The 26303-nt window shown below is 60.6% G+C and carries 29 protein-coding genes; 21 read left to right on the forward strand and 8 right to left on the reverse strand.

Going from position 1 to position 26303, the window contains the following annotated elements:
* Nucleotides 1-25: 25 nt before the first annotated feature.
* The 3 genes from HOC_RS06915 to HOC_RS06925 form a co-directional block, all read right to left on the reverse strand.
* Nucleotides 26-1477, reverse strand: a complete 1452-nt coding sequence (locus HOC_RS06915; RefSeq protein WP_241766941.1) for an MFS transporter — start codon at nucleotides 1475-1477, stop codon at nucleotides 26-28.
* 89 nt (nucleotides 1478-1566) lie between these two features.
* Nucleotides 1567-1758: a NepR family anti-sigma factor gene (locus tag HOC_RS06920; protein WP_035537032.1), complete on the reverse strand. Its 192-nt coding sequence runs from the start codon at nucleotides 1756-1758 to the stop codon at nucleotides 1567-1569.
* A 176-nt stretch (nucleotides 1759-1934) separates the two neighbouring features.
* Nucleotides 1935-2342 (reverse strand): hypothetical protein, encoded by a 408-nt coding sequence (locus tag HOC_RS06925; protein ID WP_156950410.1) that lies wholly within the window; start codon nucleotides 2340-2342, stop codon nucleotides 1935-1937.
* A 327-nt stretch (nucleotides 2343-2669) separates the two neighbouring features.
* Here HOC_RS06925 and HOC_RS06930 point away from each other — a divergent pair, with 327 nt between their 5' ends.
* From HOC_RS06930 to HOC_RS07000, 15 genes are all read left to right on the forward strand, one after another.
* Nucleotides 2670-3125 carry a DoxX family protein gene (locus tag HOC_RS06930; RefSeq protein WP_035537034.1) on the forward strand — a complete coding sequence of 152 codons (456 nt, stop codon included), beginning with the start codon at nucleotides 2670-2672 and terminating at the stop codon, nucleotides 3123-3125.
* 102 nt (nucleotides 3126-3227) lie between these two features.
* A complete protein-coding gene (locus HOC_RS06935; protein ID WP_035537115.1) occupies nucleotides 3228-4409 on the forward strand; it encodes a DUF2336 domain-containing protein in 1182 nt (393 codons plus the stop codon).
* A gap of 95 nt (nucleotides 4410-4504) precedes the next feature.
* A complete protein-coding gene (locus HOC_RS06940; protein ID WP_035537036.1) occupies nucleotides 4505-4993 on the forward strand; it encodes a Na+/H+ antiporter subunit E in 489 nt (162 codons plus the stop codon).
* Nucleotides 4990-5286: an MrpF/PhaF family protein gene (locus HOC_RS06945; protein ID WP_035537037.1), complete on the forward strand. Its 297-nt coding sequence runs from the start codon at nucleotides 4990-4992 to the stop codon at nucleotides 5284-5286. The genes HOC_RS06940 and HOC_RS06945 overlap by 4 nt, the downstream gene beginning before the upstream one ends.
* Nucleotides 5286-5660 carry a monovalent cation/H(+) antiporter subunit G gene (gene mnhG, locus HOC_RS06950; protein WP_084146181.1) on the forward strand — a complete coding sequence of 125 codons (375 nt, stop codon included), beginning with the start codon at nucleotides 5286-5288 and terminating at the stop codon, nucleotides 5658-5660. Before HOC_RS06945 ends, mnhG begins: the two co-directional genes overlap by 1 nt.
* Nucleotides 5657-6301 (forward strand): DUF4040 domain-containing protein, encoded by a 645-nt coding sequence (locus HOC_RS06955; protein ID WP_051624605.1) that lies wholly within the window; start codon nucleotides 5657-5659, stop codon nucleotides 6299-6301. Before mnhG ends, HOC_RS06955 begins: the two co-directional genes overlap by 4 nt.
* A complete protein-coding gene (locus tag HOC_RS06960) occupies nucleotides 6298-6750 on the forward strand; it encodes a Na(+)/H(+) antiporter subunit B (protein ID WP_035537038.1) in 453 nt (150 codons plus the stop codon). The genes HOC_RS06955 and HOC_RS06960 overlap by 4 nt, the downstream gene beginning before the upstream one ends.
* A gap of 3 nt (nucleotides 6751-6753) precedes the next feature.
* A complete protein-coding gene (locus HOC_RS06965) occupies nucleotides 6754-7269 on the forward strand; it encodes a cation:proton antiporter subunit C (protein WP_035537039.1) in 516 nt (171 codons plus the stop codon).
* The gene (locus tag HOC_RS06970) at nucleotides 7266-8801 is read left to right on the forward strand and encodes a monovalent cation/H+ antiporter subunit D family protein (RefSeq protein ID WP_035537040.1); all 1536 of its coding nucleotides are present in this window, start codon (nucleotides 7266-7268) and stop codon (nucleotides 8799-8801) included. Before HOC_RS06965 ends, HOC_RS06970 begins: the two co-directional genes overlap by 4 nt.
* A complete protein-coding gene (locus tag HOC_RS06975) occupies nucleotides 8798-10306 on the forward strand; it encodes a proton-conducting transporter transmembrane domain-containing protein (RefSeq protein ID WP_051624606.1) in 1509 nt (502 codons plus the stop codon). The genes HOC_RS06970 and HOC_RS06975 overlap by 4 nt, the downstream gene beginning before the upstream one ends.
* Nucleotides 10303-10740, forward strand: a complete 438-nt coding sequence (locus tag HOC_RS06980) for a hypothetical protein (protein ID WP_051624607.1) — start codon at nucleotides 10303-10305, stop codon at nucleotides 10738-10740. The genes HOC_RS06975 and HOC_RS06980 overlap by 4 nt, the downstream gene beginning before the upstream one ends.
* Entirely contained in the window at nucleotides 10740-12488 is a 1749-nt protein-coding gene (locus HOC_RS06985; protein ID WP_035537042.1) for a Na(+)/H(+) antiporter subunit D, read from the forward strand. Before HOC_RS06980 ends, HOC_RS06985 begins: the two co-directional genes overlap by 1 nt.
* A 131-nt stretch (nucleotides 12489-12619) precedes the next feature.
* Nucleotides 12620-13036 (forward strand): Ros/MucR family transcriptional regulator, encoded by a 417-nt coding sequence (locus HOC_RS06990; protein ID WP_199285875.1) that lies wholly within the window; start codon nucleotides 12620-12622, stop codon nucleotides 13034-13036.
* A gap of 145 nt (nucleotides 13037-13181) precedes the next feature.
* On the forward strand, nucleotides 13182-13673 hold the full coding sequence (locus HOC_RS06995) for a PAS domain-containing protein (protein ID WP_084146182.1): 492 nt from the start codon (nucleotides 13182-13184) through the stop codon (nucleotides 13671-13673).
* A gap of 101 nt (nucleotides 13674-13774) precedes the next feature.
* Complete coding sequence (locus HOC_RS07000; RefSeq protein WP_035537047.1) at nucleotides 13775-14140, forward strand: helix-turn-helix domain-containing protein; 366 nt, start codon at nucleotides 13775-13777, stop codon at nucleotides 14138-14140.
* On the opposite strand, the gene HOC_RS07005 is transcribed toward HOC_RS07000, so the two are convergent.
* Together HOC_RS07005 and HOC_RS07010 are read right to left on the reverse strand one after the other, a co-directional pair.
* Nucleotides 14130-14549 carry a SufE family protein gene (locus tag HOC_RS07005; protein ID WP_035537121.1) on the reverse strand — a complete coding sequence of 140 codons (420 nt, stop codon included), beginning with the start codon at nucleotides 14547-14549 and terminating at the stop codon, nucleotides 14130-14132. The genes HOC_RS07000 and HOC_RS07005 overlap by 11 nt on opposite strands.
* 90 nt (nucleotides 14550-14639) lie before the next feature.
* Entirely contained in the window at nucleotides 14640-15617 is a 978-nt protein-coding gene (locus tag HOC_RS07010; protein WP_035537050.1) for a hypothetical protein, read from the reverse strand.
* 183 nt (nucleotides 15618-15800) lie between these two features.
* Between HOC_RS07010 and HOC_RS07015 the strand changes: the two genes are divergently transcribed.
* The 3 genes from HOC_RS07015 (at nucleotide 15801) to HOC_RS07025 (ending at nucleotide 18259) form a co-directional block, all read left to right on the forward strand.
* Complete coding sequence (locus HOC_RS07015) at nucleotides 15801-17387, forward strand: sensor histidine kinase (protein WP_162174814.1); 1587 nt, start codon at nucleotides 15801-15803, stop codon at nucleotides 17385-17387.
* A gap of 51 nt (nucleotides 17388-17438) precedes the next feature.
* Entirely contained in the window at nucleotides 17439-17777 is a 339-nt protein-coding gene (locus HOC_RS07020) for a DUF1491 family protein (protein ID WP_035537053.1), read from the forward strand.
* Between the two features lie 107 nt (nucleotides 17778-17884).
* Nucleotides 17885-18259: a hypothetical protein gene (locus tag HOC_RS07025; protein ID WP_035537054.1), complete on the forward strand. Its 375-nt coding sequence runs from the start codon at nucleotides 17885-17887 to the stop codon at nucleotides 18257-18259.
* A gap of 4 nt (nucleotides 18260-18263) precedes the next feature.
* On the opposite strand, the gene HOC_RS21120 is transcribed toward HOC_RS07025, so the two are convergent.
* Complete coding sequence (locus HOC_RS21120) at nucleotides 18264-20459, reverse strand: vWA domain-containing protein (RefSeq protein WP_051624608.1); 2196 nt, start codon at nucleotides 20457-20459, stop codon at nucleotides 18264-18266.
* 147 nt (nucleotides 20460-20606) lie between these two features.
* On the opposite strand from HOC_RS21120, the gene HOC_RS07035 reads away from it, so the two are divergent.
* On the forward strand, nucleotides 20607-22205 hold the full coding sequence (locus HOC_RS07035; RefSeq protein ID WP_035537056.1) for a peptide chain release factor 3: 1599 nt from the start codon (nucleotides 20607-20609) through the stop codon (nucleotides 22203-22205).
* Here HOC_RS07035 and HOC_RS07040 read toward each other — a convergent pair.
* Entirely contained in the window at nucleotides 22202-22612 is a 411-nt protein-coding gene (locus HOC_RS07040; RefSeq protein WP_084146184.1) for a PAN domain-containing protein, read from the reverse strand. The two genes, HOC_RS07035 and HOC_RS07040, sit on opposite strands and share 4 nt — an antisense overlap.
* Nucleotides 22613-22676: 64 nt before the next feature.
* On the reverse strand, nucleotides 22677-24494 hold the full coding sequence (locus HOC_RS07045) for an ABC-F family ATP-binding cassette domain-containing protein (protein ID WP_035537058.1): 1818 nt from the start codon (nucleotides 24492-24494) through the stop codon (nucleotides 22677-22679).
* Nucleotides 24495-24633: 139 nt separating this feature from the next.
* Between HOC_RS07045 and HOC_RS07050 the strand changes: the two genes are divergently transcribed.
* Both HOC_RS07050 and HOC_RS07055 read left to right on the forward strand, forming a co-directional pair.
* Nucleotides 24634-25200: a TetR/AcrR family transcriptional regulator gene (locus tag HOC_RS07050; protein WP_035537060.1), complete on the forward strand. Its 567-nt coding sequence runs from the start codon at nucleotides 24634-24636 to the stop codon at nucleotides 25198-25200.
* A 52-nt stretch (nucleotides 25201-25252) separates the two neighbouring features.
* Entirely contained in the window at nucleotides 25253-26233 is a 981-nt protein-coding gene (locus tag HOC_RS07055; RefSeq protein WP_035537062.1) for a quinone oxidoreductase family protein, read from the forward strand.
* Nucleotides 26234-26303 lie beyond the last annotated feature (70 nt).

Here is a 26303-nt window from a genome sequence, read left to right on the forward strand (position 1 = left end):
GATTTAGAACGCTTCGCGGCCTAAGTCACTTCCTCGCGGCGTGCTCTTTCCAAGCCTCGCCCTTCATGTTCCAGACGGGCGTGAAGAAGACCATCCAGAGAATGATCAGTGTCATGCCGCCAGCCGGGACAATCGCGATCTTCTGCGGGCCGAATATATCGACCAGCGCGCCCATCAGGGCCGCGCCGAATGGTGCCCCGGCCATGAAGCCGAGCTGGTAGATGGAGAGCACGCGGGCGAGCTTTTCCTTCGGGGCGGCATCCTGAACGATCGACCGGCTCATCGCGATCGAAATGCCGGCGGCAAGGCCCCAGACGAAAACGATGGTGAGAAAGCCCCAGTGCGGAATATCCCACATCATCGCGAGGATACTGCTTGAGCCGAGGAATTGCGCAATCAGCAACAGGCGGCCCTGGCGTTTGATGCGTCGGAAGATCGACAGCACGACGGAGGAAACGAACGCGCCCAACCAGAAGGTCACGAACATGTCGCGGATGCCGTCGGAGCCGAGATGGTAGACGTCGCGATTGATAATGGGCAGCACGACGAGGAAGGCGCCGATCACGAAGATGCCGACGCCGAACATGAGGGCCGTCATGGCCCAGAGCTTTCCGTCAGCGCGTACGGCGCGGAAGCCCTCGGCAATGTCGCCGAATGTGGCGCTGATGCCGGTGCGTCCGGTGCGCACCTGACGGCCTCTCGCGAGGTTGAGTGCAAAGAGGGTGCCGACGGCGAGGACGATGCCTTGTGCCAGCAACAGCTTTTCGGCGGCGATGGGGCCGACGCCGAACCCGCCCATCCATTGCGGCATGCGGGTCATCTTGTCGGCATAACCGGCGAGGATCAGCCCTGCGATCTGCGCCAGGAATTGCGCCATCGTGGCGAGCGTCACGCCGAGCTGGAGGGTGACGCCCGAACCTACGCGCATGCGCCGTTCGACCACTTCGTTCACGATGGAATCGCGGGCCGGCATCATGAAGGCGCCGACCGTGCCGATGGTCAGGCCATAGATGATCATGCCGACATAGGTGAGCTGCCCGCGCGCCACGGCGACTGCCAGGAAAAGCGCAGGGATGGCGGCAAGCAGGTGGAGAATGATCAGCAGGCGGCGGCCGTCCGCGCGTTCGGCCACCACGCCGCCGATCAACAGAAAGATCACCGAAGGGCCAGACAGTGCCATATTGGCGAGCCCGAGGGCCAGTCCGTCGAGATGGAGATGGTCGCGGCCCGTAATCAGGTAGGGGAACAGAACCATCTGCAGGCCGAAGGCCATGAACCAGCTGCACTGAACCATCAGGTAGGCAGGCAGTTCGATCTTCACGCCGCGGCGCAGCTGTTTCGCGCGCCAGTGTGTTGCCGTGGACAGGAGGGAGGCGCCTGCACCGAGCGCTTCGCTGACGCCGCTGACCGGGGAGGTCACGTCACCGGCTGCACCCTCGGCCATATCGTCGACGAGTTCTTCGATCCTGTCGCTCATATCGGCTCCCATGGACGATAGCGACTGTATCTACGGCGTCGGGTGGGGGAAAGTAAATCAGCCTGCATCGCTAGTCAGCAGATGCAGGCTCAACCTTTTTTTTGTTCAGCAGCCTTGATGCGGTCAATGAGGCTTTGCAACTTGTCAGGAACCGGTTCGTTGAGCGCTTCCTGATAGCGCTCACGCAGGGCGTCCCTGAGTCGCTTGGACACGGCGCTGCCGTCTGCGTGGAACGGAGCAACTCCGCCTCGCTTTGGGGTCTTGTCCTGATCGTTGCTCACTTCAGCGCCATGTGTCTATTCATCCCCGGCAGTCCTTTAGCGGCAGGGATGCGATTACTCAACTCGCCTTTCGGGGAATTTGAATATTCAGCGTCTACATTGTGTCATGATAAGTAATAAAATACAGAAAAAGCATTAGATGCTTTACCTGCGCGCAGGTTATTGAGTACTGAACATTATTGTCCGGTGTCTGAAGAATATATTCCCGGATTTACTTTCAGTATTTTGGACAAATCATGTAACGTCATATGCGTGATGACCTTCGTTTCGACGCCGCTACTCAGGTGAATCGCGTGTAAGTTGTTGTGCTTTGTTACATCCAGAAACTGAAAGAATCGGGCTTCAAGCTCAGCCATGCCTACGCGCATGTTCGCCGGGCTGGTGGAAATCATCGATTCCAGAAATTGCGAGATAAGCTCGTCCTCAGGTCTGCCGTATCTGTTCAGGAAACCCGTTATCGCGCGGAAATGTGGCAGGAGATGAGCCGCGGCGTCTGAGAGTGTCCGGACCGGCGCCGCAGACGAAGCAGATCGGCTGACGCCTGCATATGTTGCTACAGAATCGGATGCAGAGGCGCCGGCCACGGCTGGCTCCTTCTGGTTTCGGGGCCAGTTACCCTCAGAGATATGATGATCTGTCTTTTTTCCGGGCATTGGTTCGACTGTCCAGGGTTGCATACGCTGGATTGCACCTCATAATTTTTGGCTATCCGTGATCAACTTGTGACGCATGCGTTTGTTCCCCGGTCTGCGCAGTCCCTGCCTGCAGCACCTCTTCTTTTGCCCGCTCATTACTTTAGCAAGTGCGGTGCGGACGATCAGGGCGGTCAAGGGTGAGTTGCCTTGCCGCCTGAGTGTTTGTAGCCTTCGAGTTGGCGCGTTGCCTCAAGCAGATGCCAAGGGTGGAGTATCATGAGACTGTTCAGGCACCTCGTTAGTTGGGCGCTCGCCCTGTTTCTGATTGTCATGTTCGTGCAGGCGACGATCTATCCGCTGCCGAACCCGCCTGAGGGCTCAGTAAAGTTCTTCGATCCGCCTGGAACCAATATTGTTTTCCAGACCCTTGCCGAGCGTTCGGGCCAGACACTGTTCGAGCCTGCGGGGCGCATTCTTACGGGTGTTCTGGAACTCGTTGCAGCGCTGTTCCTGCTTTTCCCCTTCACACGGCGCTTTGGCGCGATCATCTCGGCCACCATTCTGGGCGCCGCCGTGGCATTTCACCTGTCACCCTGGCTTGGCCGAGAAGTTCCACTTTCACTGGCACGGGGCGAAACGGCGACGGATGGCGGCATGCTTTTCATGCTGGCGATCATCATGCTGGTCTCCAGTCTGCTTGTGCTGGTGGTGCATCCCGGACGGCCCGAGTGACCTCATGAATTGATATCTGCGCCTGTACGGGTCGTTAACGGTTTGCGTTCAATCTAACGGCGTTGCGACGCAGGCAAGCCGATGGACGATATGGAAGCGCAGATGAATTCGCCTAAAGGAGGGCGTGCCCGGGACGCCTTGTTCAGGCGGCTGCTGGACCTTGTTGCCATGCCAGCCTCCCGTCTTGCTCACCAGGACCGTAACATGGTGGGCGATATCCTGCTGGACATGTTGTTTCATGCTACGACAGAGGAGCGCAGCCTTTGCGCCAGTCGGCTGGCGACGAGCCGCGAGGCCCCACGCCGTCTTTTGCGCTATCTGGCGCAGTGTTCCTTTGAAATTGCCCAGCCGCTGCTGGAGCAGAATGAGGCATTCGACGCCTGCGACCTGAGCGAGATTGTCGAGTCCACGTCGACCGAGCATCGTATGGCTATTGCCCGCCGCAAGGTCGTGGCGCCGGGTGTTAGCGCGGCACTGGCCGAGCATGGCGAGCCGCACGTGGTGCGCGAACTGGTGGCGAATCCGGGCGCTCTCCTGCCAGAATCTGCTCTCGACAAGCTGCTCACGCGGTCGCGCGACGAATCCCAGCTTTGCGCGCTTATGGTCGAACGGCTGGAGCTGCGTCCGTCGCAGGCAATGGCCATGTTCTGGTGGTCCGATGGCGCCACGCGCCGCAAGATTCTCCAGCGCCACGCAGCTGATCGCCTTGAAGTCATCGAGACCTGCAAGGATGTATTCGAGATGATGGCGGCGGAGAAATGGGCTGACCCGGTCGCGCGCAAGGCCCTGCAGCTGATTGAAAGGCGCCAGCGCAATCGTGAAGCGCTTGAGCGCAGCCCGTTCGACAGCCTGGAAAGCGCGATCAATTCAGCCGCCATGGAAGGCATGAATGCCGAACTTGCCCAGGAAATCGGCTACCTCTGCGGCATCAAACCGGTGACGATTGCCAAGATACTCTCCGACAATGGCGGTGAGGGGCTCGCCGTGCTATGCAAGGCGACCGGCGTGAAGCGCGACTTCCTGCCTGTTCTCTGGGCATCGCTGCGTCGTCCGCTAGAAATCGACAATGACGAGATGCATCCGCAGTTTGCCATTGTCGCGGAAACCTACGAGATTTTGACCGTCGCCAAGGCCCAGACCACCTTGCGTTACTGGAACTGGTCACTGTCCTCGGCCTTCTCACCGCAGGCATTGCGCGAAGCGCAGGCATCAGGCGCTCCGGCGAACGAAGAAGCGGCGTTCTCGACGTCCCAGCGCACGGCCCGACTGGTTTTTGGTAGCTAGGCTGCGAAAAAGTATCAAAGAGGCTTCCCAAGGGGCCTCCAGCCATTTAGGTCAGGCACTCGTGGATTGGGTTGATACGGGAGCTGAGACGCATAGTGGCGTACTTTCTAGGGCTTTTGTTTGCACTGGTTGCGTTCTGGATCGGCATGTCCGGCCATTTCGAACCCCTCCTGCTGGGACTTGGCGTTGTATCGCTGGTTCTCACGATGATCCTCGCTTACCGGCTTGATATCCTTGACCGCGAAGGTGCGCCCTATGTGCGCGTTATCGGCTTTGCGATGTATTTTCCCTGGCTGATGAAGGAAATCGTCAAGGCCAACTGGACGGTCATCCGGGCCTGCCTGCGCGCAGACCTTGATATCGCGCCGACGCTTGTGAAGCTGAAGACGATCTGCACGTCAGACCTCGCCAAGGTGACGTTCGCCAATTCCATCACGCTGACGCCCGGCACCGTTACGGTCGAGATCGATGGCGACAAGCTGCTCGTGCACGGTCTCTACGAACAGGATTCCCAGCCAGAAGCCTTCACCGAGATGGACCGCCGTTCGGCGCGCGCCATTGACGGCAAGGGAGCCGCCGCATGACCGCCGCCGCCTTGATCGCCATCCTGCTTGGCATGATCCTCCTGCTTATTCGCACGCTGATCGGACCAACGCTTTATGACCGCGTGCTCGCGGTGAACTCATTCGGCACGAAGACGGTGCTTGCGCTCGGCCTGCTGGGTTATGTCATGGGGCGCCCTGAGTTTCTCGACATCGCGATCCTCTACGCCATGATCAACTTCGTCTCGACGATCGCGATCCTCAAATTCTTCCGCTACCGTTCCTTCCAGGTGCCGCTCGTGCGCCGCGGTGGTGCCCAGGGAGGCAAGCGCTGATGTCTGACCTGCTCGCCAACCTGCTGCAATTCTTTGAGATGGTGCGCTATCCGGCCGGATCCGCCCTGTGCCTCGTCGGCGCCATTCTATGCGTTATCGGCACCATCGGCGTGATGCGCTTTCCCGATTTCTACACGCGCATGCATGCGGCCAGTATCACCGACACTTCCGGCGCAACGGTCATCCTGATCGGTATGGCGTTGATGGCGCCGGGCTGGCTGATCGTCGCCAAGCTGGCCACGATTTTCTGGCTCCTGTTCCTGACCAGTCCGGCAGCGTCACACGCTGTCGTCAATGCGGCGCACACGGCGGGCCTCCAGCCCCTGATTGGCCGGATCGGCAAGAAGGCCGATGACGAGGAGGGCGCAGCATGACCGGCGTGCTTGAGGGCGATATCGGTATCGCATTGGTCAATATCCTGCTTCTGGCAGTTCTGTTCGTCGTCGCCATCTCGATTGCGCGCCTGCGCAACCTGTTCGCCATCGTCATGCTGTCGGGCATCTATTCGCTTGTTTCGGCGACATGGTATGTCGTGGTCGATGCTGTCGACGTGGCTTTTACCGAGGCTGCTGTTGGCGCCGGCATGTCCACAGTCGTGCTGCTGGGCGCCATGCTGCTGACCTCGCGCACCGCCAAGCCGGACAAGAAATTTGCCCGTCTCGGGCCGCTTCTCGTTGTTATCGCGACAGGCGTGATGCTGATTTATGCGACCGTTGACCTGCCGGCGCTGGGCGACCCGAACTCGCCCGTGAACCAAGGCGTTGGCCTCACCTACATGCAGATCAACTGGGCCGACACGGGCATCCCGAACGTCGTTACCTCGGTTCTGGCCAGCTACCGGGGATTCGATACGCTCGGCGAAACCACGGTTGTGTTCCTGGCCGGTCTCGCTGTTGCGTTGCTGCTGGGCTTCGGTGAGCGCTCGCTTGCGGAATCGATCAAGCGCGAAGGCAAGCTGCCGGGAAGTAACGGCAAGTCTGCTTCTGAAACCGGCAAAGAGGAGGACGCTTCGTGAACAGTGATCATCACGTCATTCTTCGTGTTGTGTCGAAGATGCTCATACCGATCATCATGATGTTTGCGTTCTATACGCAATTCCACGGTGATTTCGGCCCCGGTGGCGGTTTTCAGGCCGGCGTGATCGTCGCTGTTGCGGTCATCCTGTACGCGCTCGTCGCGGGTGTTCCGGCCGCCATGCGCGCCGTGCCACCAGCTTTCACCCGCTCGCTCGCCGCTATTGGCGTCATGATCTATGCGGGCGTCGGCTATTGGGCGCTCTTCAAGGGCGGTCATTTCCTCGAATATCAGGCGCTCTTCAACGAGCCGCCGGGGGAACATCACGGCCAGCATATCGGCATCATGCTCATCGAACTCGGCGTCCTCTGCGGCGTGTCTGGTGCCATGTTGACCATCTTCTATGCCTTCGCCGGCCGCGTTGCCGAAATCCGCGACAAAGACTGGTAAGCCATGCTGGAATTCATTCTCGAACGGGCAAACTACTGGGCCATCATCGGATTGATGATGATCGGCCTCTACATCACGTTTGCCAGCGGAAACCTCATCAAGCGCCTTGTCGGCCTGTCCCTGTTCCAGACTTCGGTCTGCCTGTTCTACGTGACGCTGGGCAAGGTTGCCGGTGGCACCGCGCCGATCCTCTATGGCGAAGACGCCGTCGAGCATGGCGGGGGGCACGGCGCAGAGGCCGCGCATCATGCGACGGAAGTCGCCGGCGGCCACGCGCTCGGCAATGCCAGCGCGCCGGTGGAGCTGGTCCACACCTATTCCAACGTGCTTCCCCACGTTCTGATGCTGACGGCTATCGTTGTTGGCGTGGCCACGCTGTCGGTTGGCCTCGCACTGATCGTTCGTATCCGTGAAGCCTATGGCTCGATCGAGAGCGACGAAGTCCGCGAGATCGACCTTGAGACGGCACTCGCGCAGGAAGCCGAGATTGACCAATGGCTCCATGAGGCGGGCGCATGATCGAAATACTGTTGAGTTCCGCGCCGCAATGGGCGCTGATGCATGCCGCGCCGCTGCTCGTGATGGTGCCGCTGATGCTGGCCCCGCTGCTGGCGCTTGTGCCGAGCGGCCGCGTGGCCTGGCTGGTCAGTGTTGCCGCGACCGCGATATCGCTGGTCTTCGCGCTTATCCTGCTGGGCATTGTCCAGTCGCCTGAGTCGGGCGGAGCGATCCGCTATGCCATGGGCAACTGGATGCCGCCGCTTGGGATCGAGTTCCGCATTGATGCGCTGAACGCGATGATCCTGGTCCTGGTCACGACCATCGGCCTGCTGGCATCAATCATGTCTTATCCGACGGTTCTGGCCGAAGTGCGCAAGGAGAAGACGGCGCTGTTCTACTCCGCTTTCCTTGCCTGTTTCGCAGGCCTTTGCGGCGTGGCGAGCACGGGGGATGCGTTCAACCTTTTCGTCTTCCTTGAAGTCAGCTCAATCTCGACTTACGTGCTTGTGGCGCTGGGCGCCTCGCGCGACCGCCGCGCTCTTCATGCGGCCTTCAACTACCTGATCATGGGTACGATTGGCGCGACCTTCTTCATCATCGGCGTCGGCTTCCTTTATGCCGCGACCGGCACGCTCAACATGGTCGATATCGCCTCGAAACTGCCGGCCCTGCAGGGCAGCCGCACAGTGCAGGCAGGCTTTGCTTTCATCGTGGTGGGCCTTGGCCTGAAGGCCGCCATGTGGCCGCTGCACCAGTGGCTGCCGAATGCCTATTCCTACAGCCCCAGCTTCGTCACCATGTTCCTTTCGGCCACGGCGACCAAGGTGGCACTCTATGCCCTTATTCGTTTCCTCTTCTTCGTATTCAGCCCGACCTTCGCCTTCGAGCATGCTGCCTTTACGGCGCTGCTGATGCCGGTCGGTATTGCGGCCATGGTGGCGTGCAGCTTCCAGGCCGTGTTCCAGACGGACGTGCGCCGCGTGCTGGCCTATTCGTCGGTCGCGCAGGTTGGCTACATGATCCTCGGCATATCGGTCGGCACGGCAGCTGGCCTCAGTGCGGGCCTGTTCCATCTCCTGAACCATGCGATGATCAAGGGCGCGCTCTTTATGGCGGTTGCTGGTGTCGTGCTCACCTACAAGGGCACCAATATCCGTGACTTTGCCGGCCTTGGCCGCTCCGCTCCCTGGACGATGACGGCTTTCGCGATTGCTGGCCTCTCGCTCATCGGCGTGCCGTTGACAGCAGGCTTCCAGTCCAAGCTTCAGCTGGGCTACGCTCTCTTCGAGCATGGCTGGTGGTGGGCGGTGATCCTCGTCGTGTTCTCAAGCTTCCTGGCTGTGATTTATGTCGGCCGCATTCTTGAAGCGGTCTTTTTCCAGCCGCCGGTCAATCCGCGCAAGACGCATAAGGAAGCGCCCATCGTGCTGCTCGTGCCGCTCTGGATACTGGCGCTGGCCAACATCTATTTCGGTATCACGACCGAGATCCCGCTCGGCCTCGCCCGTGATGCAGCTGCGGCGGCCTTCGGACTGGAGGCGTTCCGATGAGCCCTGACATGCTGATCCTTGCTGCCCTTTGCCTTCCGCTGCTGATTGCTGCGGGCATTGCCGCCGCTGGGCGTTTCCCGAACGTGCGCGAGGGTGTGACCCTTATCGGCTCCGTGATCCTGCTGGGCGTGGTGATCGCGCTGGCCGTGGCCGTGTCGAATGGCGAGACGCCGTATCTTGATCTCGGTGCGGCGGCGCCGGGCCTGTCCTTCACGTTCAAGCTCGAACCGCTCGGCGCGCTCTTTGCGCTGGTCGCGAGCGGACTCTGGATCGTCAACTCGTTCTATTCGATCGGCTACATGCGCGGGAACCGCGAACGCAACCAGACGCGCTTCTACATCTGCTTTGCCTTCGCCATTTTCGGTGCGCTGGGCGTGGCAATGTCGGGCAACCTGTTCACGCTGTTCGTTTTCTATGAAGTACTGACGCTGTCGACGTATCCGCTGGTCGCGCACAAGGGCGATGCAGCGGCCAAGCGCGGCGGACGCATATACTTGCTGACGCTGCTCGGCACATCCATCGGCCTGTTCCTCACCGCCGTGATGTGGACATGGACGCTCGCCGGTCAGAACCTCGACTTCGTGCAAGGCGGCCTGCTGGCGGGCCTGAACATCAGCCCGGCCGTTTCGACGGCGCTGCTCCTGCTCTTTGCTTTCGGTATCGGCAAGGCGGCGCTCATGCCGGTGCATTTCTGGCTGCCCAACGCCATGGTTGCGCCAACGCCCGTATCGGCGCTGCTGCATGCCGTGGCCGTTGTGAAGGCTGGCGTGTTCACCGTGATGAAAGTGTCCATTTTCATCTTCGGCGAAGACCTGCTTCAGGCGACGCCGGGGCGCGAATTCATTCTTGGGGTCGCCTGCTTCACGATGATCGTCGGCTCGCTTGTCGCGATGACCAAGGACAACCTGAAGGCAAGGCTCGCCTATTCGACGATTGCCCAGCTCGCTTATGTGACGGCCGGAGCGATGATTGCCAACCAGGCCGGTTTCCTCGGTGGCAGCATCCAGATCGCGGCCCACGCTGCAGGCAAGATGACGCTCTTCATGTGTGCAGGCGCGATTTATGTCGCCACGGGCGCGACCAACATTTCCCAGATGCGCGGCCTTGGCCGCCGCATGCCGATGATCTTCATCGCCTTCTTCATCGCCTCGCTTTCGATCATCGGCATTCCGCCAATGGCTGGCGCCTGGGCGAAGTATGAGCTGATGCAGGGCGCCATCAATAGCGGCGACACCTATGTGCCGTGGATCCTGATCGGTTCTTCGCTGCTGAACATCGCCTATCTGCTGCCTATCCCGATCCTGGCGCTTATGCCGCCACCGGGCTCGCTTGAGCCGAAGGCGTTCAAGCGGCCCGGCGGTGCGCCTGCGCTGACCGTGGCGGCGCCGGTCTTCACCGCGGCGCTGTGCATCATCCTCTTCTTCCTCATGGGGCCGCTGGCTGATTTCCTCGCGCCCTCCGTTGGCGGCAGCGCTGCAGCCATCGTCACAGGAGTCCAGCCATGAGCAATGACACGCCTGAAACCCGCGACAAGTCCGGCCGTTTCCTCAGCCGTGCTGCCGAAAAGGCGCACGACCTGCACACCGTTTCCGACGAGGGTGTCCACCCGATGGCAAAGATCCTTTTTGGCTGGACCGAAGCCAAGAATATCGGCGCCATCATGTTCTGGGGCCTCGGCATTCTCGGCGCGGTCCTGATCGTCGCCGACGTTTTCGTGCACCGGCATGACTATTTCACCTTCGCCAATTCGACCGGTTTCTACGGTCTTTACGGCTTTGCCTGCTTCGCCTTTGTGGTGCTGATGGGCTGGCCACTGGGCAACCTGTTGCGACGTGGCGAGAATTATTATGGCGATGCTGGCGGCCCGCCCGCCGACGTTGACCCGGACAGGCCCCTGCCGTCTGAAAATGCACATCCGACTTATGAGGGAGACGACTGATGCCGGCCTTCCTGACCGCCCTGAACCCTGGCTGGCTGCTGATCCTTGCAGGCGTTGTGGCCATTTTCCTGCCCATGCGCCGCGCGCGTCAGGGCATTGCCATTGCCGCGCCGCTGATTGGCATCGCGCTCCTGGCCATGGCCGATCAGAATGTGAACCACCTGACGGCCAGCGTTATGGGCATGGACCTCGTGCTCTACCGCGTCGACGGCCTGAGCTTTGTGTTCGGCCTCGCCTTCCTGATCGCTGCGCTGCTGAACGCCATCTATGCCTGGCATACAGATGACCGCGTGCAGGATGGCATGGCACTGGCCTATGGGGGCGCGGCGGTTGCGGCGGCCTTCTGCGGCGACCTGATGACCCTGTTCATCTTCTGGGAGATCACGGCTGTAACCTCAGTCTTCATGGTGCTCGGGGCAGGGACGCGCGCGTCCTATTTCGCGTCAATGCGCTATCTTGGCGTCCAGATCCTGTCGGGCGTGCTGCTGCTGGCAGGCATCGCCTATGTCTACAAGGATACGGGCGGCATCAGCCTCAAAGTGTTCGAAAACCTGGCTGAGCCGGGCGCACTGCTCATCTTCATCGCTTTCGGTATCAAGGCGGCTTTCCCCTTCCTGCACAACTGGCTGCAGGATTCCTATCCGAAGGCCTCGGTTGTCGGCGCAGTTGTCCTGTCGGCCTTCACGACGAAACTTGCGGTCTATGCCTGTGCGCGCATGTTCCCCGGCCAGGATGCGCTGATCTGGATTGGCGCGATCATGACCTGTTTCCCGGTCTTCTTCGCCGTGCTCGAGAACGACCTGCGCAAGGTTCTGGCCTATTCGACGAACAACCAGATCGGCTTCATGATCTGCGCAATCGGCGTCGGTACACCATTGGCGCTTAATGGCGCCGTGGCCCACGCCTTTGCCGACATCATGTTCAAGGGCCTCCTGTTCATGTCCATGGGCGCCGTTCTTTACCGGACAGGCACGACCAAGGCCTCCGAGCTTGGCGGCCTTTACCGCTCCATGCCATGGACGACTGTGTTCTGCCTCGTCGGCGCCGTGTCGATTTCGGCCATGCCGCTCTTCTCTGCCTTCGTGACCAAATCGATGATCCTCAGCGCCGTGGCGCATGCCGGACTGCCGATCATCTGGCTGATGCTCATGTTCGCTTCCGCAGGTGTGCTTGAGCACTCGGGCATCAAGATCCCGTACTTTGCCTTCTTCGGGCATGACAGTGGACGCCGGGTGAAAGAGGCGCCGTTCAACATGTTGCTCGCGATGGGCATGGCGGCGTTCATCTGTATCGCCATCGGCATTCCGGCCATCGTTCCGGGCCTCGGCTATGAGTGGCTCTACAACCTGTTGCCATATCGCGAAGAGGCGATGTCGTACCAGCCGTTCACCTTCGAGCATATCCTGACGCAGATGCAGCTGCTCGTGCTCGCCACGTTCGCCTTTGTCGTGCTCAAGCGCTTCGGCCTCTACCCGCCCGAAAAGCCCGGCACGATCCTCGATACCGACTGGGCCTATCGCAAGGTCGGCTTCGGCATGGCCAAGTGGCTTGGCACGGTCTGGGGCAAGGTTGGTCCGGCCATGACGGCTGTGTTCTTCGGCATCACGGGACGGGCCTATAACCGGATCGAGGCAGCCTTCAGCCCACGCGGCGAACTGGCGCGTGGCGGCTTAACGGGTGCGATGGCGATCTGGACGGCAGCATTGCTGGGGCTTGTGCTTCTGCTTGCCTTTGTAACAGTCGGCTAGGTATCTATTGGCATCGCAAGTGCCTGTAGATAAATGCAAAGTTGTCTTTAGCCTGTCAGGGCTGCATTTTTAATATTTACTATTAGTGTTCTTCAGATACGCCAGAATATAGTCTGGCTGGGGAGATGCTGATGACTGATGCTCCAAAGAATACTGCACGGGATAGTGTGGTCATCGAACTTGCGAGCGAGATTGTGGCCGCTTTCGTTCGGAACAACTCGGTTTCGGCAGCCGAGCTGCCAGATCTTATCCGAAGCGTCCATGCGTCTCTTTCCGCACTCGGCACAACAGAAACCGACCAGAGCCGGCAGAAACCGGCTGTATCGGTGAAGCGCTCGCTCGGTGAGGATTTCCTTGTCTGCCTTGAGGACGGCAAGAAGTTCAAATCGCTGAAGCGCCACCTGCGGACCAAGTATGACATGTCGCCCGATGAATACCGGGAGAAATGGAACTTGCCACCAGACTATCCGATGGTCGCGCCAGGTTACTCCAAGCATCGTTCAATGCTGGCTAAAAAGATGGGCCTCGGAAAAGGCGAGAAAGCCTAGTTGTTGATCGCGAATACTGTTCGTTACGATACCGCAACGAAATAAATTTGTAAGACTGGTTAACAAATCCTGTAGTTGACTCTTGATCTGCGACTCCACTCGCGCGATAGGTGATTCTGTCGAATCACCTTGGGGGTGGCCCACGATGCCTAAAAAACCAGTATTCCAGGGCGTAACCATCGCCCAGCAAGCCTTGATAGATTACTGGAAGCAGCTGCGCGATGATGCCGGTTGCGTCCGGCGCGAGGCGATTGATCCCGGCGCGCTTCGCAGCATGCTAGCCAGTATTTCCATCGTCCAGTTTGACGAGTCCGGTGATGGACGGTTCCGGATCGCCGGTTCCCGTCTGCGGGACATTTTCGGCATGGAGGCGCGGGGTCGTCGGGTTGCCGATGTCATCGGCGAGCATGGCGATGCTTTCGCCCTCGGTCTGTCTGTCGCACTTGAACGGCGTGCGCCTGTTGGCGGTGTTATCGAGCAGTCCAACGGGATGCATGCGTGGCTGCGTTTGCCGCTCTTGGATTCCAACGGCGAGCTGACCATGGTGCTTTGCCATGACGAGATGTTGCCCAGCCGCCGCCTGATCCTGCCAAATAAGGACTCTGTCCACACTTCTTCCCCGCGCGCGGCCGCCTGAATCGCCTGCATTGCCTGATGTCGTCTTGATGACATAGGAAAGTTATCCTACACCTTCCGGAGCCGGGTAGTCTTCTGCCTGCCAACCAGAAGGAGACAGTGATGGCGAAATTCGATCCACAGAAAGACGAGGACCGCGCCTACCTGGCGGCGGCACTGACGGCCTTTGCGCTTGGCCTGAAGCTGGAGGCGGTGCTCTCGTCGGAGCGGGGCAGACCGATAGAAGCGCGCGCCAGGCATATCGCGATGTATCTCACGCACGTGGCGCTGGGCATGAGCCTCGCCCGGGTGGCGCGTGCCTTTGACCGCGACCGCTCAACCGTCGCCTATGCTTGCCACCTTGTGGAGGACAAGCGCGATGATGCGGATTTCGATGACTGGCTCGATCAGCTTTCGCTGGGCCTGTCGAGCGTTGTTCTACTGGGCATTGCGCCGCAACAGGCCTGTTCCGCTTCGCTCAGGCGGTGAGGGCCGCATGGGCGTCGTTGCGAATGCGCTCCAGCATGGAGGCGAGGCCGTTGGAGCGCTGGGCTGTCAGCGCGCCCGATACGCCGATCTCGTCGAGCAGGGCCTTGGCATCAAACGCCGCGGCCTCGGCAGGTTTGGCGCCGGAATAGAGTCTTATGAGCAGTGCGATCAGGCCGGAGACGATCATCGCATCGGATTCGGCCCGCACGATCAGCTGGCCATCTTCCATATGGGTGACCATCCAGACCTGCGAAGCGCACCCCCGCACAATCGTCTTTTCTGATTTTTCGTCAGGTGCGAGCGCCGGGTTGGCCTTGCCGAGATCGATAATGTGGGCGTAGCGCGCCTCCCAGTCTTCCAGCCAGGAAAACTCTTCGCGTATCTCTGCGGCAGCCGATTCAATGCTCATGTGCGTGAAATGGGGCATCGCGCGGCAAATGAAACCCCCCGGCGCCATGATGGCCACCGGGGGTCTGGTATTCTTGAGGGGTGTTCGGGCCTACTGGTAGACGCCGCCGATGCACTTGCCAACATCCGACAGGGCATGCTCGCCGATGCAGAACGGCACTTCATATTGCTGGTTCGCTGCGGCCACACATTGCTGAAGGTTCAGGTTTGCCATGTTGAGGCAACCCTTGGTCTCACGCTCTGCCATGGCTGAGTTGATCTGGCTTGAATTCGTCTCGGTGCTGGCACCTAGTACGCGATAGGCCGCCAGCGTGGCGATCTGGTCAGCAACAGGTTCCTTGCCGAACTTTACGCGCTTGCGGTTGCCGGTCAGGCCGGATGTGACAGCGGCCGGGAACTTGATGGCGCTGGCTGCGCCGGACACGTTATCCCACAGTGAAGGTGCGCCCGTGCTGCCAGCCTGAACGAGAACAGAGTCGAAGCTTGTGTCGTTCATGGCGGTCACGAGGCCCAGCTTGGCAGGAATGCCGGCCGACTGGCTCAGGTTCAGGCCGCGGGCCTTGGCGCCCGAATTACCGATCTTTGCCTTGGCCCAGCCAGAAGCCTGTAGGGAATAGGCTTGCTCCTTGACGTAAGCGGCCGCGCTGTTGAGGCGGCGGCTATCAGCTTCCGTAGCGGCCAGCGCAGAGCTGACGGCCGTGTCGCCGCCGCTGAGTGTGCGGGCATAACGCACGTCGTTACGCATGCCGCTTTCCAGCGCGTCACGTCCGTAGAAGCTTTCAATGTCGTGCACGGCGGCACGGTATTCCGGGTTTTGCGAAGCGATCAGCGCGGAATACGCGATCCAGCCTTTCGACAGCTGGTCGGGATTATGACCGCCCAGCGAAGTAAGGGCATGGTCGATGTCCCCAGCTGAAGACAGTGGTTTGTCTTTCACGTCTGTGACGTCCGACTGGTACGTGGCATAGACTGCGGCTGTATCCGAAATCGGATCGGTTGCCTGCGCACTTGCGCCTGCTGCCAGTCCCAATCCGACAAATGCCGCCCCGATCATTCTGATGGTTTTCATGGTCTCAACTCTCCCTCACGCGATACGCGATAGTCTTGCCCCATCTTCCCCACCGGGGGAACCTCACCTTGCCTGTCGAAAGCATTACAAATACAGCAAGGGATGGGAACCAGCTTCAGAATGCCTAATGAATCTCTATGGGATGTTAACGAGTCCCCCAGCATGACGCATCGCCGATTAAACTTGGTTAATGTTACATGGTTGGCGCTTATTGCGGCAGCTGCCCTGATTGCTGTGCTGCGCGGCGTGGGAATCATCCCGCTGCTAATCGGTTGCGCGATTGCGATTCTCCCAGCCTGCGTGGGCCTTGTCTTCCTCCGGCAGGGGCGGGAAGCATCCAGCTTTGCGCCGCCGCTCCTTGTAATCTGCTGGACGCTGCTCGCCGTGCTCGGCGTTGCGCTGACCGGCGGACCGTCCTCTCCTTTAACCATATTGTTCGCGCTGGCGCCGCTCGTCGCGCTTAACCTTTCAGACACGGACATGGCGGCTGAGGCGGCCATCTTTGGCGTCATTGCCTACTTCGCTGTGCTCATCATGGGGCGCTTCGGCCTCTTGCCGCCAGCCATGGCAGAGCACCTGCCGCTGACCGTTGCGATTGCCTTTGCGGGCCTTGCCCTGGCCGGGCTGCTCGTCTGGGTGCTCGTGCGGGACCGTTATGCGAATGGCGCAGCCGTGCAGGCGCAGCCAGAGGCTGAGGCCGTCGCGGAGACGCCGCCTGCGCCTCTGCCTGTCTTCCCCACAGCATCGGGCCTACTGCTGCTCGACATCGCCCCCGAAGGCCGCGTGCGCAATCTTTCGGGCGACCGCCTCGGACTTGCGACGCTGAAGACAGGCGCCGCGTTGAGCAGCCTGTTTGGCCCTGACGCCGACGTGGCCGCACTGCGCCCGGAAAGCGGCCTTGCGCAGGGCGAGATCGTGCTGGCCGATGGTCGCCTCGCGGCCTACACGGCAGAGGCGCATGATGGTGGCACGCACCTGCTGCTGCATGATATCAGTGCGGCGCAGCGTCAGAGCGACGAAGCCTCTCGCGCCCTCGAAACAGCTGCGGCCAAACTTCAGGACCGCACCGCCTTCTTTGCCTCGCTGGGCCATGACCTGAAAACACCCCTTAATGCCATCCTCGGTTATGCCGACATGATGCGCGCGCAGATCCGCGGTCCGCTACCGGATGCCTACAAGGACTATCCGGATATCATCCACGAAAGCGGACAGGACCTGCTCCTTCTGGTCGACGACATTCTCGATCTCGCCAAGGCCAATGCGGACCGCCAGCGCCTTGAGCCGGAACCGGTCGACCTCGTAGCCTCCGCTCAGTCCATCATCCGACAGCTCGACAACCAGGCTGAGCGCGCTGGCGTGAAGCTGAAGATGAAGGCCGACGCTGAAGTGTGGGCCGAAGCCGATGCCCGCGCCGTGCGCCAGATCTGGCAGAACCTGGTCTCCAACGCGATCAAGTATTCCGAGCGCGGCGGCACGGTGACTCTCGATGCCTTCGAGGCCGGTGGCGCGGCGGTGATCAGTGTCATCGACCGTGGCGCAGGCATGACGGAAGATGATCTAAAGAAAGTGACAGAGCCTTTCGCGCAGGGTGGCAATTCACGCGGCCGCGCGGGGACGGGCCTTGGCCTCGCCGTCGTACGGAGCTTTGCCGAGTTGCATGGCGGCCTGCTGAACCTCACATCGCGCCCCGGCAAGGGCACACGCGCCGAGGTGACACTGCCGCTGGCAGACCCGGCCGACATCGCGCCCCTTGAGGATGCCGCCCAATAGGCGCACCGTGGCGGCCTGCGGGCCAGCCGCACATCACAGAAAGGTCCGGGAATGGTCCGTCTGCCGTCAAAGCTCTGGGTCGAAGCCCTCATCCGAACCGTTGAGGTTGCCGGCTCCTCTGCGTTCGTCGTGCAGAAGGGCGACGCTGAACGGGGCGACACACTGATCAAGGTATCACGCCTCGATGGCACCGCCGTCGCCTACACGCCCAGTACCAATCTTGAAGGCGAGCGCGTCTTCCGCAATTTGCTCTCACAGGGTGTCGGCCCGGATGAGGCCAGCGTGGATGCCTATATCAGGCGTGCCCGCGACCGCGACAGCGACCTCTGGGTGGTCGAGATTGAAGACCGCGAGGGCCGTCATTTCCTCACCGAGGATATCGAAGACTAGTTTTGCCCCTTACACCGCGATTTCGCGGCAAGGCCGTTCAGGTAAACTCGCTGTTAACCCGTCCAAGGCAGCCTCGCCTCAAATCCACTGCCGGGGGCGTGCAGACCATGTTGTTCCTACTCAACGATACGATCGCCGAGATTGATATCCCGGAGATCCACCTGTCCAAACGCTGGAAAAGCCTCGGCTGCGGCGACCCGCACGGGATGCGGGCACGCGAGGCGCTGGAATTCGTCACCCGTGTCATCTCGGACCATGTGCGCGAGCACATGCCAATAGACGAAGTCCTGATCCAGGACCTTGGTTCACTGATCATCGCCAAGACCGGCGCCAACGCGGCGCTGTTCCCGGTGTTTGAGTCCAAAGTCAGCGAGCCCCGCCTGACCATCCTGCCGGAAGCCATCCTCAGGGCATTGAAGCAGCGTACCGAACAGGAAGGCACGCCGCCCAATATTACCGAGATCTGGCCGCTGGCGGCCTGACGGTTTATTTCACCGAAATGGATTTGGTCGTGATGACGGTGCGTCCGTTGCGCGCCTGCAATACGTAGCGAACCGTATAGGCGCCTGCCTTGTCCGGTGCCTCCAGCGTGATCGTCGGGCCCTCTGATGTGTAGCCGTAGGTCAGTTCCCCGCTTGTGTTCGTATAGCCTTCGGGCACCAGGTCGACATAGTCGCCCTGATTGGCTGGACCGGTCCATGAGACGTCGAAGCTCGTCCCCTTCTGAACGCTTGCAGGGATGTCCAGCGTCGCCTTGGCTGCAGTCAGCGTCAGTGGTGCGACTGCCTTCACGGAACGTCCCGTTGATGACTGCAACACATAACGAAGGTCATATTCGCCCGCTTCCCCTGGAGCCTGGATCGATAGCGGGTTTTCGGCTTGCACATAGGTGTAGGACTTCTCGCCACTCGTCTCCTTGTAGCCGCGCGGCACGATGTCGACATAGTCGCCCTGATTGGCGGGCCCGGCCCATGCGACCGAGAAGGTTTCGCCTACGGTCACACTTGCCTTGGATGGCGTCACGTCGAAGGGAATGTCCTTCAGCGTCAGCGGCACAGTTTTCAGTACCGTGCGCCCATCGGCCGATTGCAGCACGTAGCGCACGTCATACTCGCCCGCTTCGCCCGGCAGTTTCACCTCAATCGGATTGACGTCGGTGACGTAGGTGTAGGCCTTTTCACCGCTCGTCTGCTTGTAGCCGCGAGGGACGATGTCGACATAATCGCCTTTCGTTCCTGGCCCGGTCCAGTCGACAACAAGCGCCTTGCCGATAGCGACGGCAGGATTGAAGGCCAGCTCGACGCGGGTGTCGGTCACCTCCAGCGGCACGGTTTTCAATACTGTGCGACCATCGCTGGCCTTGGCGACATAGCGCAGCGCGTAGGCTCCCGGTGTGCCGGGCGCGCGTAGCGTCAGCGTTTCGCCGTCCTTGGTATAGGCATAGGCCTTCTCACCGCTCGTCAGTGTGTAGCCTTCCGGCACGAGGTCGACATAGTCGCCATCATTGTTGGGGCCGCGCCATTTGACCAAGACATTTTGGCCGATGCCGATAGAAGGTTCGGCCACAATCGCGACAGCCGCATCGACCACCTTGATGGTGGTGTTCGCGATCACGGTGCGGCCCTGCGGCGCGTTCCAGACATAGCGCAGTTCATAATCACCGGGCGTTCCCGGCGCGCGCATGGACACTGGGTTGCCATCCTCTGTGTAGCCATAGGACAGCTCGCCATGAGTCTTGGTGTAGCCCGGTGGCACGAGGTCGACATAGTCCTCCTTCCCGCCGGGGCCGTCCCAGGTCACTTCAAACATGGAGCCGATCTCGACACTTTCCGGGCCGGTGATCGTGGCCGTCGCGGTCGCCGCTTCCGGCGGGCCGGATTCGACAGCCTCGGCCACCGTGCTCAAGGCATCTGCCAGTTCGCCCGCGTTCGAGGCTTCTATATATTTGCCGCCCGTCTGTTCGGCGAGGCATGCGACCTGCCGGCCTTCATCCGCGCTGAGGCCAAAGCCGATCACATGGGCCGTAAAGTCCAACCCGCGCGCCTCCAGCGAGGCACCCGCCGCGCAGGGGTCTGCGTCACAGGTCTCGATGCCGTCGGTGACCAGGATGACGGTCGCCCGCGTCTCCTCGATCTTCATGGCATTGGCCGCCGTTTCCACGGCGGCCGTCAGCGGCGTCTTGCCGACCGGCACCAGCCTGTCGACCACGTCGGGCAGGGGTGTCGTGGCGCCGGGGCTGCGCAGCAGTTCGATGTCCTTGCAGTCGCCCTTGCGGCGGTGGCCATAGGCGATCAGGCCGGCCGATCCGATATCCGGATTGCTGGCAACCATTGTGCGCACGGCCTCGCGTGCGATATCACGCTTCGACTTGCCGTCGATCTGACCCCACATGGACCCTGAGGAATCCATGACGACCATGACTTTCATGGGGCCTTTGGGCGTTTCCACCACCGCATCTTCCGGTTTGGCGGGGGCTTCAAGGCTCACGGCGATGGGCTCGGCGCCGCTGTCGCTCTCAAGTGCGGTCTGTTCTGTAGCGATTGCGGGCTCTGAATCCGTGGCATTGGCGTCCGATGCCAGTGTTTGCGGCGCATCGGCGTCTGGTGCCTTGTCCTTGCTGCAGCATGTAAGCATCAGCGCTGCCGCAGCGCAGCTGGCGAGAATTATGTTTGAATAAGCCATGAAAAGCGTCCCCTTTATTCTGGCTGGTCTGTCCCCACGCACATCATACAACGCAATCGCGGCGTGCAAAGCCGCCTTCAACCCCTTCATTCCTGCATGCAAATCGGCTAGTGGCTGGCGGCTGAAACAGAATTGTCCGGAAATACCATGTCCCATATCGCCGAAGCCGCCCGCCGGCGCACCTTTGCCATCATCTCGCACCCCGATGCCGGCAAGACGACGCTGACCGAAAACCTGCTGCTTGCAGGCGGCGCCATCCGTGCGGCAGGCGAGGTTGCGGCGCGCGGTGCCCAGCGGCGTACGCGGTCTGACTGGATGAAGATCGAACGCGACCGAGGCATCTCGGTTTCGGCCTCGGTGATGACGTTCGAATACAGCGATCTCGTCTTCAACCTGCTTGATACGCCCGGCCACGAAGACTTTTCCGAAGACACCTACCGCACGCTGACGGCGGCCGACTGCGCCGTCATGGTGCTCGACGCCGCCAAGGGTATCGAGCCGCAGACGCTGAAACTGTTTGAAGTCTGCCGCATGCGCGACATTCCGATCATCACCTTCATCAACAAGATGGACCGTGAGGCGCTTGAGCCGATCGAACTGCTCGATGAGGTACAGGACAAGCTCCAGCTAGACACGGCGCCGCTCTACTGGCCTGCCGCCTCCGGTCAGCGTTTTGCCGGCATGAAAGATCTCACCACAGGCGAGTTCTGCCAGTTCGACCGCCGCCCGGGCGAGCCACCGCATATCGGCCCGGCCACACGCATTCCCGGCAGCGATGAGGACCTGCTCGGAAAGCTGGATGATCATGTCTATGCGGAGCTTGTCGAAGGTGTGGAGATGGTCACGGGCCTTCTGCCGAAATTTGATGAAGAGGCCTTTAATGCCGGCAATATGACGCCTGTCGTGTTCGGCTCAGCCCTGCGCCATTTCGGTGTCGCGGAACTCCTGAACACGCTTCGCGACTTCGCGCCGCCACCGCGCATCCAGAAGGCCGAGCGCAAAGGGCAGGTGATAAGTGTTCAGCCATCTGACAATGACGTCTCCGGTTTCGTCTTCAAGATTCAGGCGAACATGGATCCGAACCACCGCGACCGCGTGGCCTTCCTTCGCCTCTGCTCCGGCGAGTTCAAACGCGGCATGAAGCTGAAGAGCGCAACCGGCAAGCAGCTGAACATTCACAACCCGCTGATGTTCCTGGCGCAGGATCGCGAGATTGCCGAGACCGCCTATGCGGGCGACGTAATCGGCGTGCCAAACCATGGTCAGCTGCGCGTTGGCGACAGCCTCTCGGAAAGCGGCGACATCCAGTTTGCCGGTATCCCCAACTTCGCGCCGGAACTGCTGCGCCGCGCCCGCGTGAAAGACCCGATGAAGGCGAAACACCTGCGCAAGGCGCTCGAAAGCCTCGCCGAGGAAGGCGTCACCCAGCTGTTCAAGCCCGCCATCGGTTCCGACATGATCGTTGGCGCTGTCGGCCAGCTGCAATTTGAAGTCATGATCGAACGTGTGGCGGCTGAATACGGCCTCGAAGTCATGTTCGAAATGGCGCCTTATAACGTCGCGCGCTGGATGGCCTGCGATGATCCGGACAAGCTGGAAGAGTTCCTTGATCGGAACAAGTCAGCGTCCGGCACAGACCTTGATGGCGCGCCTGTCTATCTGGCGAAGAATGCCTGGGATGTCGGTTACGCGCAGGAAAAGAACCCGTCGATCCGCTTCACGGCTACGAAAGAGCGCTCGCTCTAGTGTCTTGGCGTATCGTCTTCCGGGGCTTCGCCCAGAAGATCATCCGTCGGCGTTTCGAGCACAGGCGCGAAGAAGGCCTCGTGCGTTGGTGAGAAGCCCGATGTCGCTGCCGGGTTGCGCTCCAGACGTCCGCCGCCGCGTTTCAGCTCGCAGCGCGCAGGCGTCTCGCCCACGATCGCGACAAAGCTCCACGCTTTGCACATGTCATTGTCGGCGCAGGCGCTCTGGCAGCTGAGCGCGTCTTCCGATGGCATCACGCTATAGGTCGCGCCAAAGCGGTAGAGGCCCTGTTCATAGCCGACGGGCGCCGGGGCGGCCACGGCATCGGCCTTCAGCGACATTGGCGCTTCGGCAAAGGCGGGCGCCACAAGGCAGGCGGCCAGTGCAAGCATTCGGATATGGCGCATCGGTCAAACTCCCAAGTCTCAGGCCTCGGAGGCTAGGCCTCGCCGGTTAAGGAAGCTTTTACGCTCAGCTGGTCAGCGCTTCGCGCTTTTCCTCGATTTCCAGCCATTCCATCTCGGCTGCCTCGGCCTCAGTTCGCGCCGCGCCGATACGTTCGGATTTGGCATTGAAGGCCTTCGGATCGCGCGAATAGAGGGCCGGGTCGGCGAGTTCTTTCTCGAGCTTCGCAATCTCCGCATGCAGTTTGGGGATCAGCGCGTCGATTTCTTTCTGGCGGTGCTCGTCTTTGAACGACAGTTTATTCTGCGGCTTGGGCTTGGGCGCCTCGGCTGGCTTGGCCTTGGCGGAGCGCGCGTCATCGTCGCCATTGCGGCGCACCTGCGCCAGCTGGTCCTGCGCGTCGGTCCAGCCGCCAGCGGTCTGCACCCATTTGCCTTCGCCCAGCGGGCAGAGGCAGCTCGTCACCGTAGAGTCGAGGAAGGCCCGGTCGTGGCTCACCAGCAGCAGTGTGCCCTCATAGGCCAGCAGCATGTCTTCGAGCAGGTCCAGCGTCTGCAGGTCGAGATCGTTGGTCGGTTCATCCATCACCAGCAGGGTGGACGGCTTGGCAAGGCCAATGGCCAGCGCCAGCCGGTTGCGTTCCCCGCCGGACAGCGCGCCGACAGGCTGGCGCAGCTGTTCGGTCTTGAACAGGAAGTCCTTCGCATAGGCCGCGATATGCCGCTGCTGTCCTTGGACCATCAGCGAGTCGCCGCCCGATGGCGCGAGCGCCTCCCAGATCGTGTCCTTCGGGTCCAGCGTGTCGCGCGTCTGGTCGAGGTAGGTCACGTCCAGCGTCTTGGCGTGGCGAATGCTGCCTGCGTCCGGTTCGATCTCGCCGAGCAACAGGCGCACAAGCGTCGTCTTGCCCGCGCCGTTCGGGCCGATAATGCCGATCCGGTCGCCGCGCAGGATCTTGATCGATAGGCCGTCGGCAATCACCAGCGGCCCGTTCGGCGTGTCGAATGTCTTCGACAGGTCTTTGACCTCGATCACCTTCTTGCTCATCGAGTCGCCGACGCCCGCGCTGAATTCGGCCGTGTTCTTGCGATCGTTCAGCGCCGCGCGCATGGCGCCATGCTGGGCGCGCATGTCGTGCAGCTTGGCGAGGCGGCCCTGGTTACGCTTGCGCCGCCCGGTCACGCCGCGCGCCAGCCAGTGCTGCTCGGCCTTCAGCTGCGTGGTCACGCGCTTCAGCTGGCGTTCTTCTTCCACTTCGATAGCCTCGGCCCATTCGTCGAACTTCACATATCCATCGGGCGATTTCAGAACGACGCCCTGGCGCAGCCACAGCGTATTGGTCGAGATATTCTCAAGGAAGCGCCTGTCGTGGCTCACCACCAGAACAACGCCATTGAACGCCTTCAGGCGGCCTTCGAGGTATTCGATCATCGGCACGTCGAGGTGGTTGGTCGGCTCGTCCAGCAGGATGACGTCGGGCTCGGCCGCAAAGGCGCGTGCCAGCGCCACGCGCCGCTGCTGCCCGCCCGAAAGCGTTTTCGGGTCCGTGCTGCCATCGACGCCGAATTCCATCAGCTCGGCCTCGGCCATATACTCATGTTCCAGCCCGTCGCTGACATAGGCCAGCACCGTGTCATAGCCGTCAAAGCGCGGCTCCTGAACAACGGTGGCATAGGTCGTGCCCGGCTGGCGCCACACCTGGCCGCTATCGGCCTCCAGCTGTTCGGAGATGATGCGCATCAGCGTGGACTTGCCCGCCCCGTTGCGCCCCACCAGCGCCGCCCGCTCGCCCTTGGACAGGCTAAGCGTCACCCCCTCGAACAAGGGCTTCGCGCCAAGCGACAGACGCACATCGGACAATGAAATCAGGGGAGGTTGAGCCATCCGCGCCAGATAGCGTGTGCGGGGGGGAAGGGAAAGGGGGCGTGTGTCGTGGGGGGAGACTGGGTAGTTCGTGCGCTCGTGCGAACCGGGCGGAGAATTTATTCTTGACTATATAGTCCAGAATGGCTAATTGTGTTCTATGGCTAGAAACAAGGAATTCGATTTTCAGAAAGCGCTAGATGGCGCCACAGAAGTATTCCGTGAATATGGGTTCGATGGAACATCTACAGATATGCTTGTGAAATCGATGAAGATCGGTCGCCAAAGCCTGTACGACACCTATGGCGATAAGTGGAAGTTATATTGCGCGTCCGTGCAGAATTATGCCGTTCAGGAGAGGCAGGCTCACCTGGAAGTGCTTGCCGGTGGGCGCCGTGCGATTGAGGGCATACGGGCTATGATTGATCGTGTTGTTGCAACCGCTGCGCTTCCTTGTCTGGGTGTGAACTCCGTGTGCGAATTTGGTCAGTCACATGCAGAGTTGAACAAGATTCACGCGGCTGCAGGAAGTATGCTGAGCGCGGCAATGATAAGACGAATCCAGGAAGCGCAATCTGAAGGAGATATGTCTCCTGACATTGTCCCGGAGCATGCGTCTTCCTTTCTCCAGTCGTCATTTGCCGGGATCCGTATCGCCGCACGAGGCGGCGCCGACCCGGAGACACTACGCGCTCTGGGCTCGCTCGCGCTGAGGGCGCTGGAATAGCACTTTTTTATTTGCTCAATATTGGAACGATCAGTCAAAAAAGGAATCGATTATGAAAGCGATGATTATGACAGGTACGGGCGGTCCGGACGTCATACAAATGGCCGACCGGCAATTGCCTCCACTAGCGGCTGGCCAGGTATTGGTCGAAGTTTCTGCTGCTGGCGTGAACTTCATGGATATAGGCGTTCGAAGAGGACTTGCGTGGACCGACGTGCCTGATCCGAAGGTGCTCGGCGTAGAGGGCGCTGGCCGCGTTATCGAGGTGGCTGAGGACGTCACGGATTTGAATGAGGGTGACAGGGTCGCTTGGGCCTATGCGCCGGGAAGCTATTCAGAGCAGGTTATCATACCGGCAGATATGCTTGTTCCGGTTCCGGACGGGATCGATGATTTCACGGCCGCATCCATAATGATGCAAGGCTTGACTGCCAGCCACTTTGCGACGGATTTCTATCAAGTCCAGCCGGGCGATTTCGCACTGGTGCACGCCGCGGCTGGCGGGCTTGGCTTACTGCTGACCCAAATAATCAAGCTTCATGGCGGCCAAGTCATTGGGAGGGTATCGCGTGCCGAGAAGGCGCCGCTTGTCAAAGAGGCCGGTGCTGATCATGTCATCATAGACCAGGACGGAGATTTTGCCCGAGAAGTACTTGAACTGACGAACGGTATGGGTGTCCACGTAGTCTACGATGGATCTGGTCCCAAGACATTTGAGGGGTCTATTGCTTCCCTTAGAACTAGTGGAACTTTTTGTTGGTACGGACCGGTTCTTGGCGGGCCAGGACCCATCGATATCATGAGCCTGCCGAAAAGCATCAAGATCGGATACGCTGTGTTTTCAGACCATATACCTACGCCACAGCGCCTTCGGGAGAACGCAGCGCGTCTGTTTCAGTGGATAAAGGCCGGGGATATTTATGTAACCATTGGCGCTACTTATCCGCTCTCGGAAGCGGCGCGCGCTCACGCCGACATGGAGGCTCGCATCACAATGGGAAAATTGCTGCTTCTTCCCCCTGCAAGTTCGTAATGTCGGTATGCCGAAGGTGCGGCGGGCGACGGCGGTTTCGGTATTAGTAACCAGTTTCGCCTTCACCTCG

This window comes from Hyphomonas oceanitis SCH89, assembly GCF_000685295.1.
Classification (GTDB): Bacteria; Pseudomonadota; Alphaproteobacteria; order Caulobacterales; family Hyphomonadaceae; genus Hyphomonas; species Hyphomonas oceanitis.

Coding starts and splice junctions, on each gene's coding strand:
- HOC_RS06915 (WP_241766941.1), bottom strand. CDS start 1,477: ATGAGCGACAGGATCGAAGAACTCGTCGACGATATGGCCGAGGGTGCA.
- HOC_RS06930 (WP_035537034.1), top strand. CDS start 2,670: ATGAGACTGTTCAGGCACCTCGTTAGTTGGGCGCTCGCCCTGTTTCTG.
- HOC_RS06935 (WP_035537115.1), top strand. CDS start 3,228: ATGAATTCGCCTAAAGGAGGGCGTGCCCGGGACGCCTTGTTCAGGCGG.
- HOC_RS06945 (WP_035537037.1), top strand. CDS start 4,990: ATGACCGCCGCCGCCTTGATCGCCATCCTGCTTGGCATGATCCTCCTG.
- mnhG (WP_084146181.1), top strand. CDS start 5,286: ATGTCTGACCTGCTCGCCAACCTGCTGCAATTCTTTGAGATGGTGCGC.
- HOC_RS06955 (WP_051624605.1), top strand. CDS start 5,657: ATGACCGGCGTGCTTGAGGGCGATATCGGTATCGCATTGGTCAATATC.
- HOC_RS06965 (WP_035537039.1), top strand. CDS start 6,754: ATGCTGGAATTCATTCTCGAACGGGCAAACTACTGGGCCATCATCGGA.
- HOC_RS06970 (WP_035537040.1), top strand. CDS start 7,266: ATGATCGAAATACTGTTGAGTTCCGCGCCGCAATGGGCGCTGATGCAT.
- HOC_RS06975 (WP_051624606.1), top strand. CDS start 8,798: ATGAGCCCTGACATGCTGATCCTTGCTGCCCTTTGCCTTCCGCTGCTG.
- HOC_RS06980 (WP_051624607.1), top strand. CDS start 10,303: ATGAGCAATGACACGCCTGAAACCCGCGACAAGTCCGGCCGTTTCCTC.
- HOC_RS06985 (WP_035537042.1), top strand. CDS start 10,740: ATGCCGGCCTTCCTGACCGCCCTGAACCCTGGCTGGCTGCTGATCCTT.
- HOC_RS06990 (WP_199285875.1), top strand. CDS start 12,620: ATGACTGATGCTCCAAAGAATACTGCACGGGATAGTGTGGTCATCGAA.
- HOC_RS06995 (WP_084146182.1), top strand. CDS start 13,182: ATGCCTAAAAAACCAGTATTCCAGGGCGTAACCATCGCCCAGCAAGCC.
- HOC_RS07000 (WP_035537047.1), top strand. CDS start 13,775: ATGGCGAAATTCGATCCACAGAAAGACGAGGACCGCGCCTACCTGGCG.
- HOC_RS07005 (WP_035537121.1), bottom strand. CDS start 14,549: ATGAGCATTGAATCGGCTGCCGCAGAGATACGCGAAGAGTTTTCCTGG.
- HOC_RS07010 (WP_035537050.1), bottom strand. CDS start 15,617: ATGAAAACCATCAGAATGATCGGGGCGGCATTTGTCGGATTGGGACTG.
- HOC_RS07020 (WP_035537053.1), top strand. CDS start 17,439: ATGGTCCGTCTGCCGTCAAAGCTCTGGGTCGAAGCCCTCATCCGAACC.
- HOC_RS07025 (WP_035537054.1), top strand. CDS start 17,885: ATGTTGTTCCTACTCAACGATACGATCGCCGAGATTGATATCCCGGAG.
- HOC_RS21120 (WP_051624608.1), bottom strand. CDS start 20,459: ATGGCTTATTCAAACATAATTCTCGCCAGCTGCGCTGCGGCAGCGCTG.
- HOC_RS07035 (WP_035537056.1), top strand. CDS start 20,607: ATGTCCCATATCGCCGAAGCCGCCCGCCGGCGCACCTTTGCCATCATC.
- HOC_RS07040 (WP_084146184.1), bottom strand. CDS start 22,612: ATGCGCCATATCCGAATGCTTGCACTGGCCGCCTGCCTTGTGGCGCCC.
- HOC_RS07045 (WP_035537058.1), bottom strand. CDS start 24,494: ATGGCTCAACCTCCCCTGATTTCATTGTCCGATGTGCGTCTGTCGCTT.
- HOC_RS07050 (WP_035537060.1), top strand. CDS start 24,634: ATGGCTAGAAACAAGGAATTCGATTTTCAGAAAGCGCTAGATGGCGCC.
- HOC_RS07055 (WP_035537062.1), top strand. CDS start 25,253: ATGAAAGCGATGATTATGACAGGTACGGGCGGTCCGGACGTCATACAA.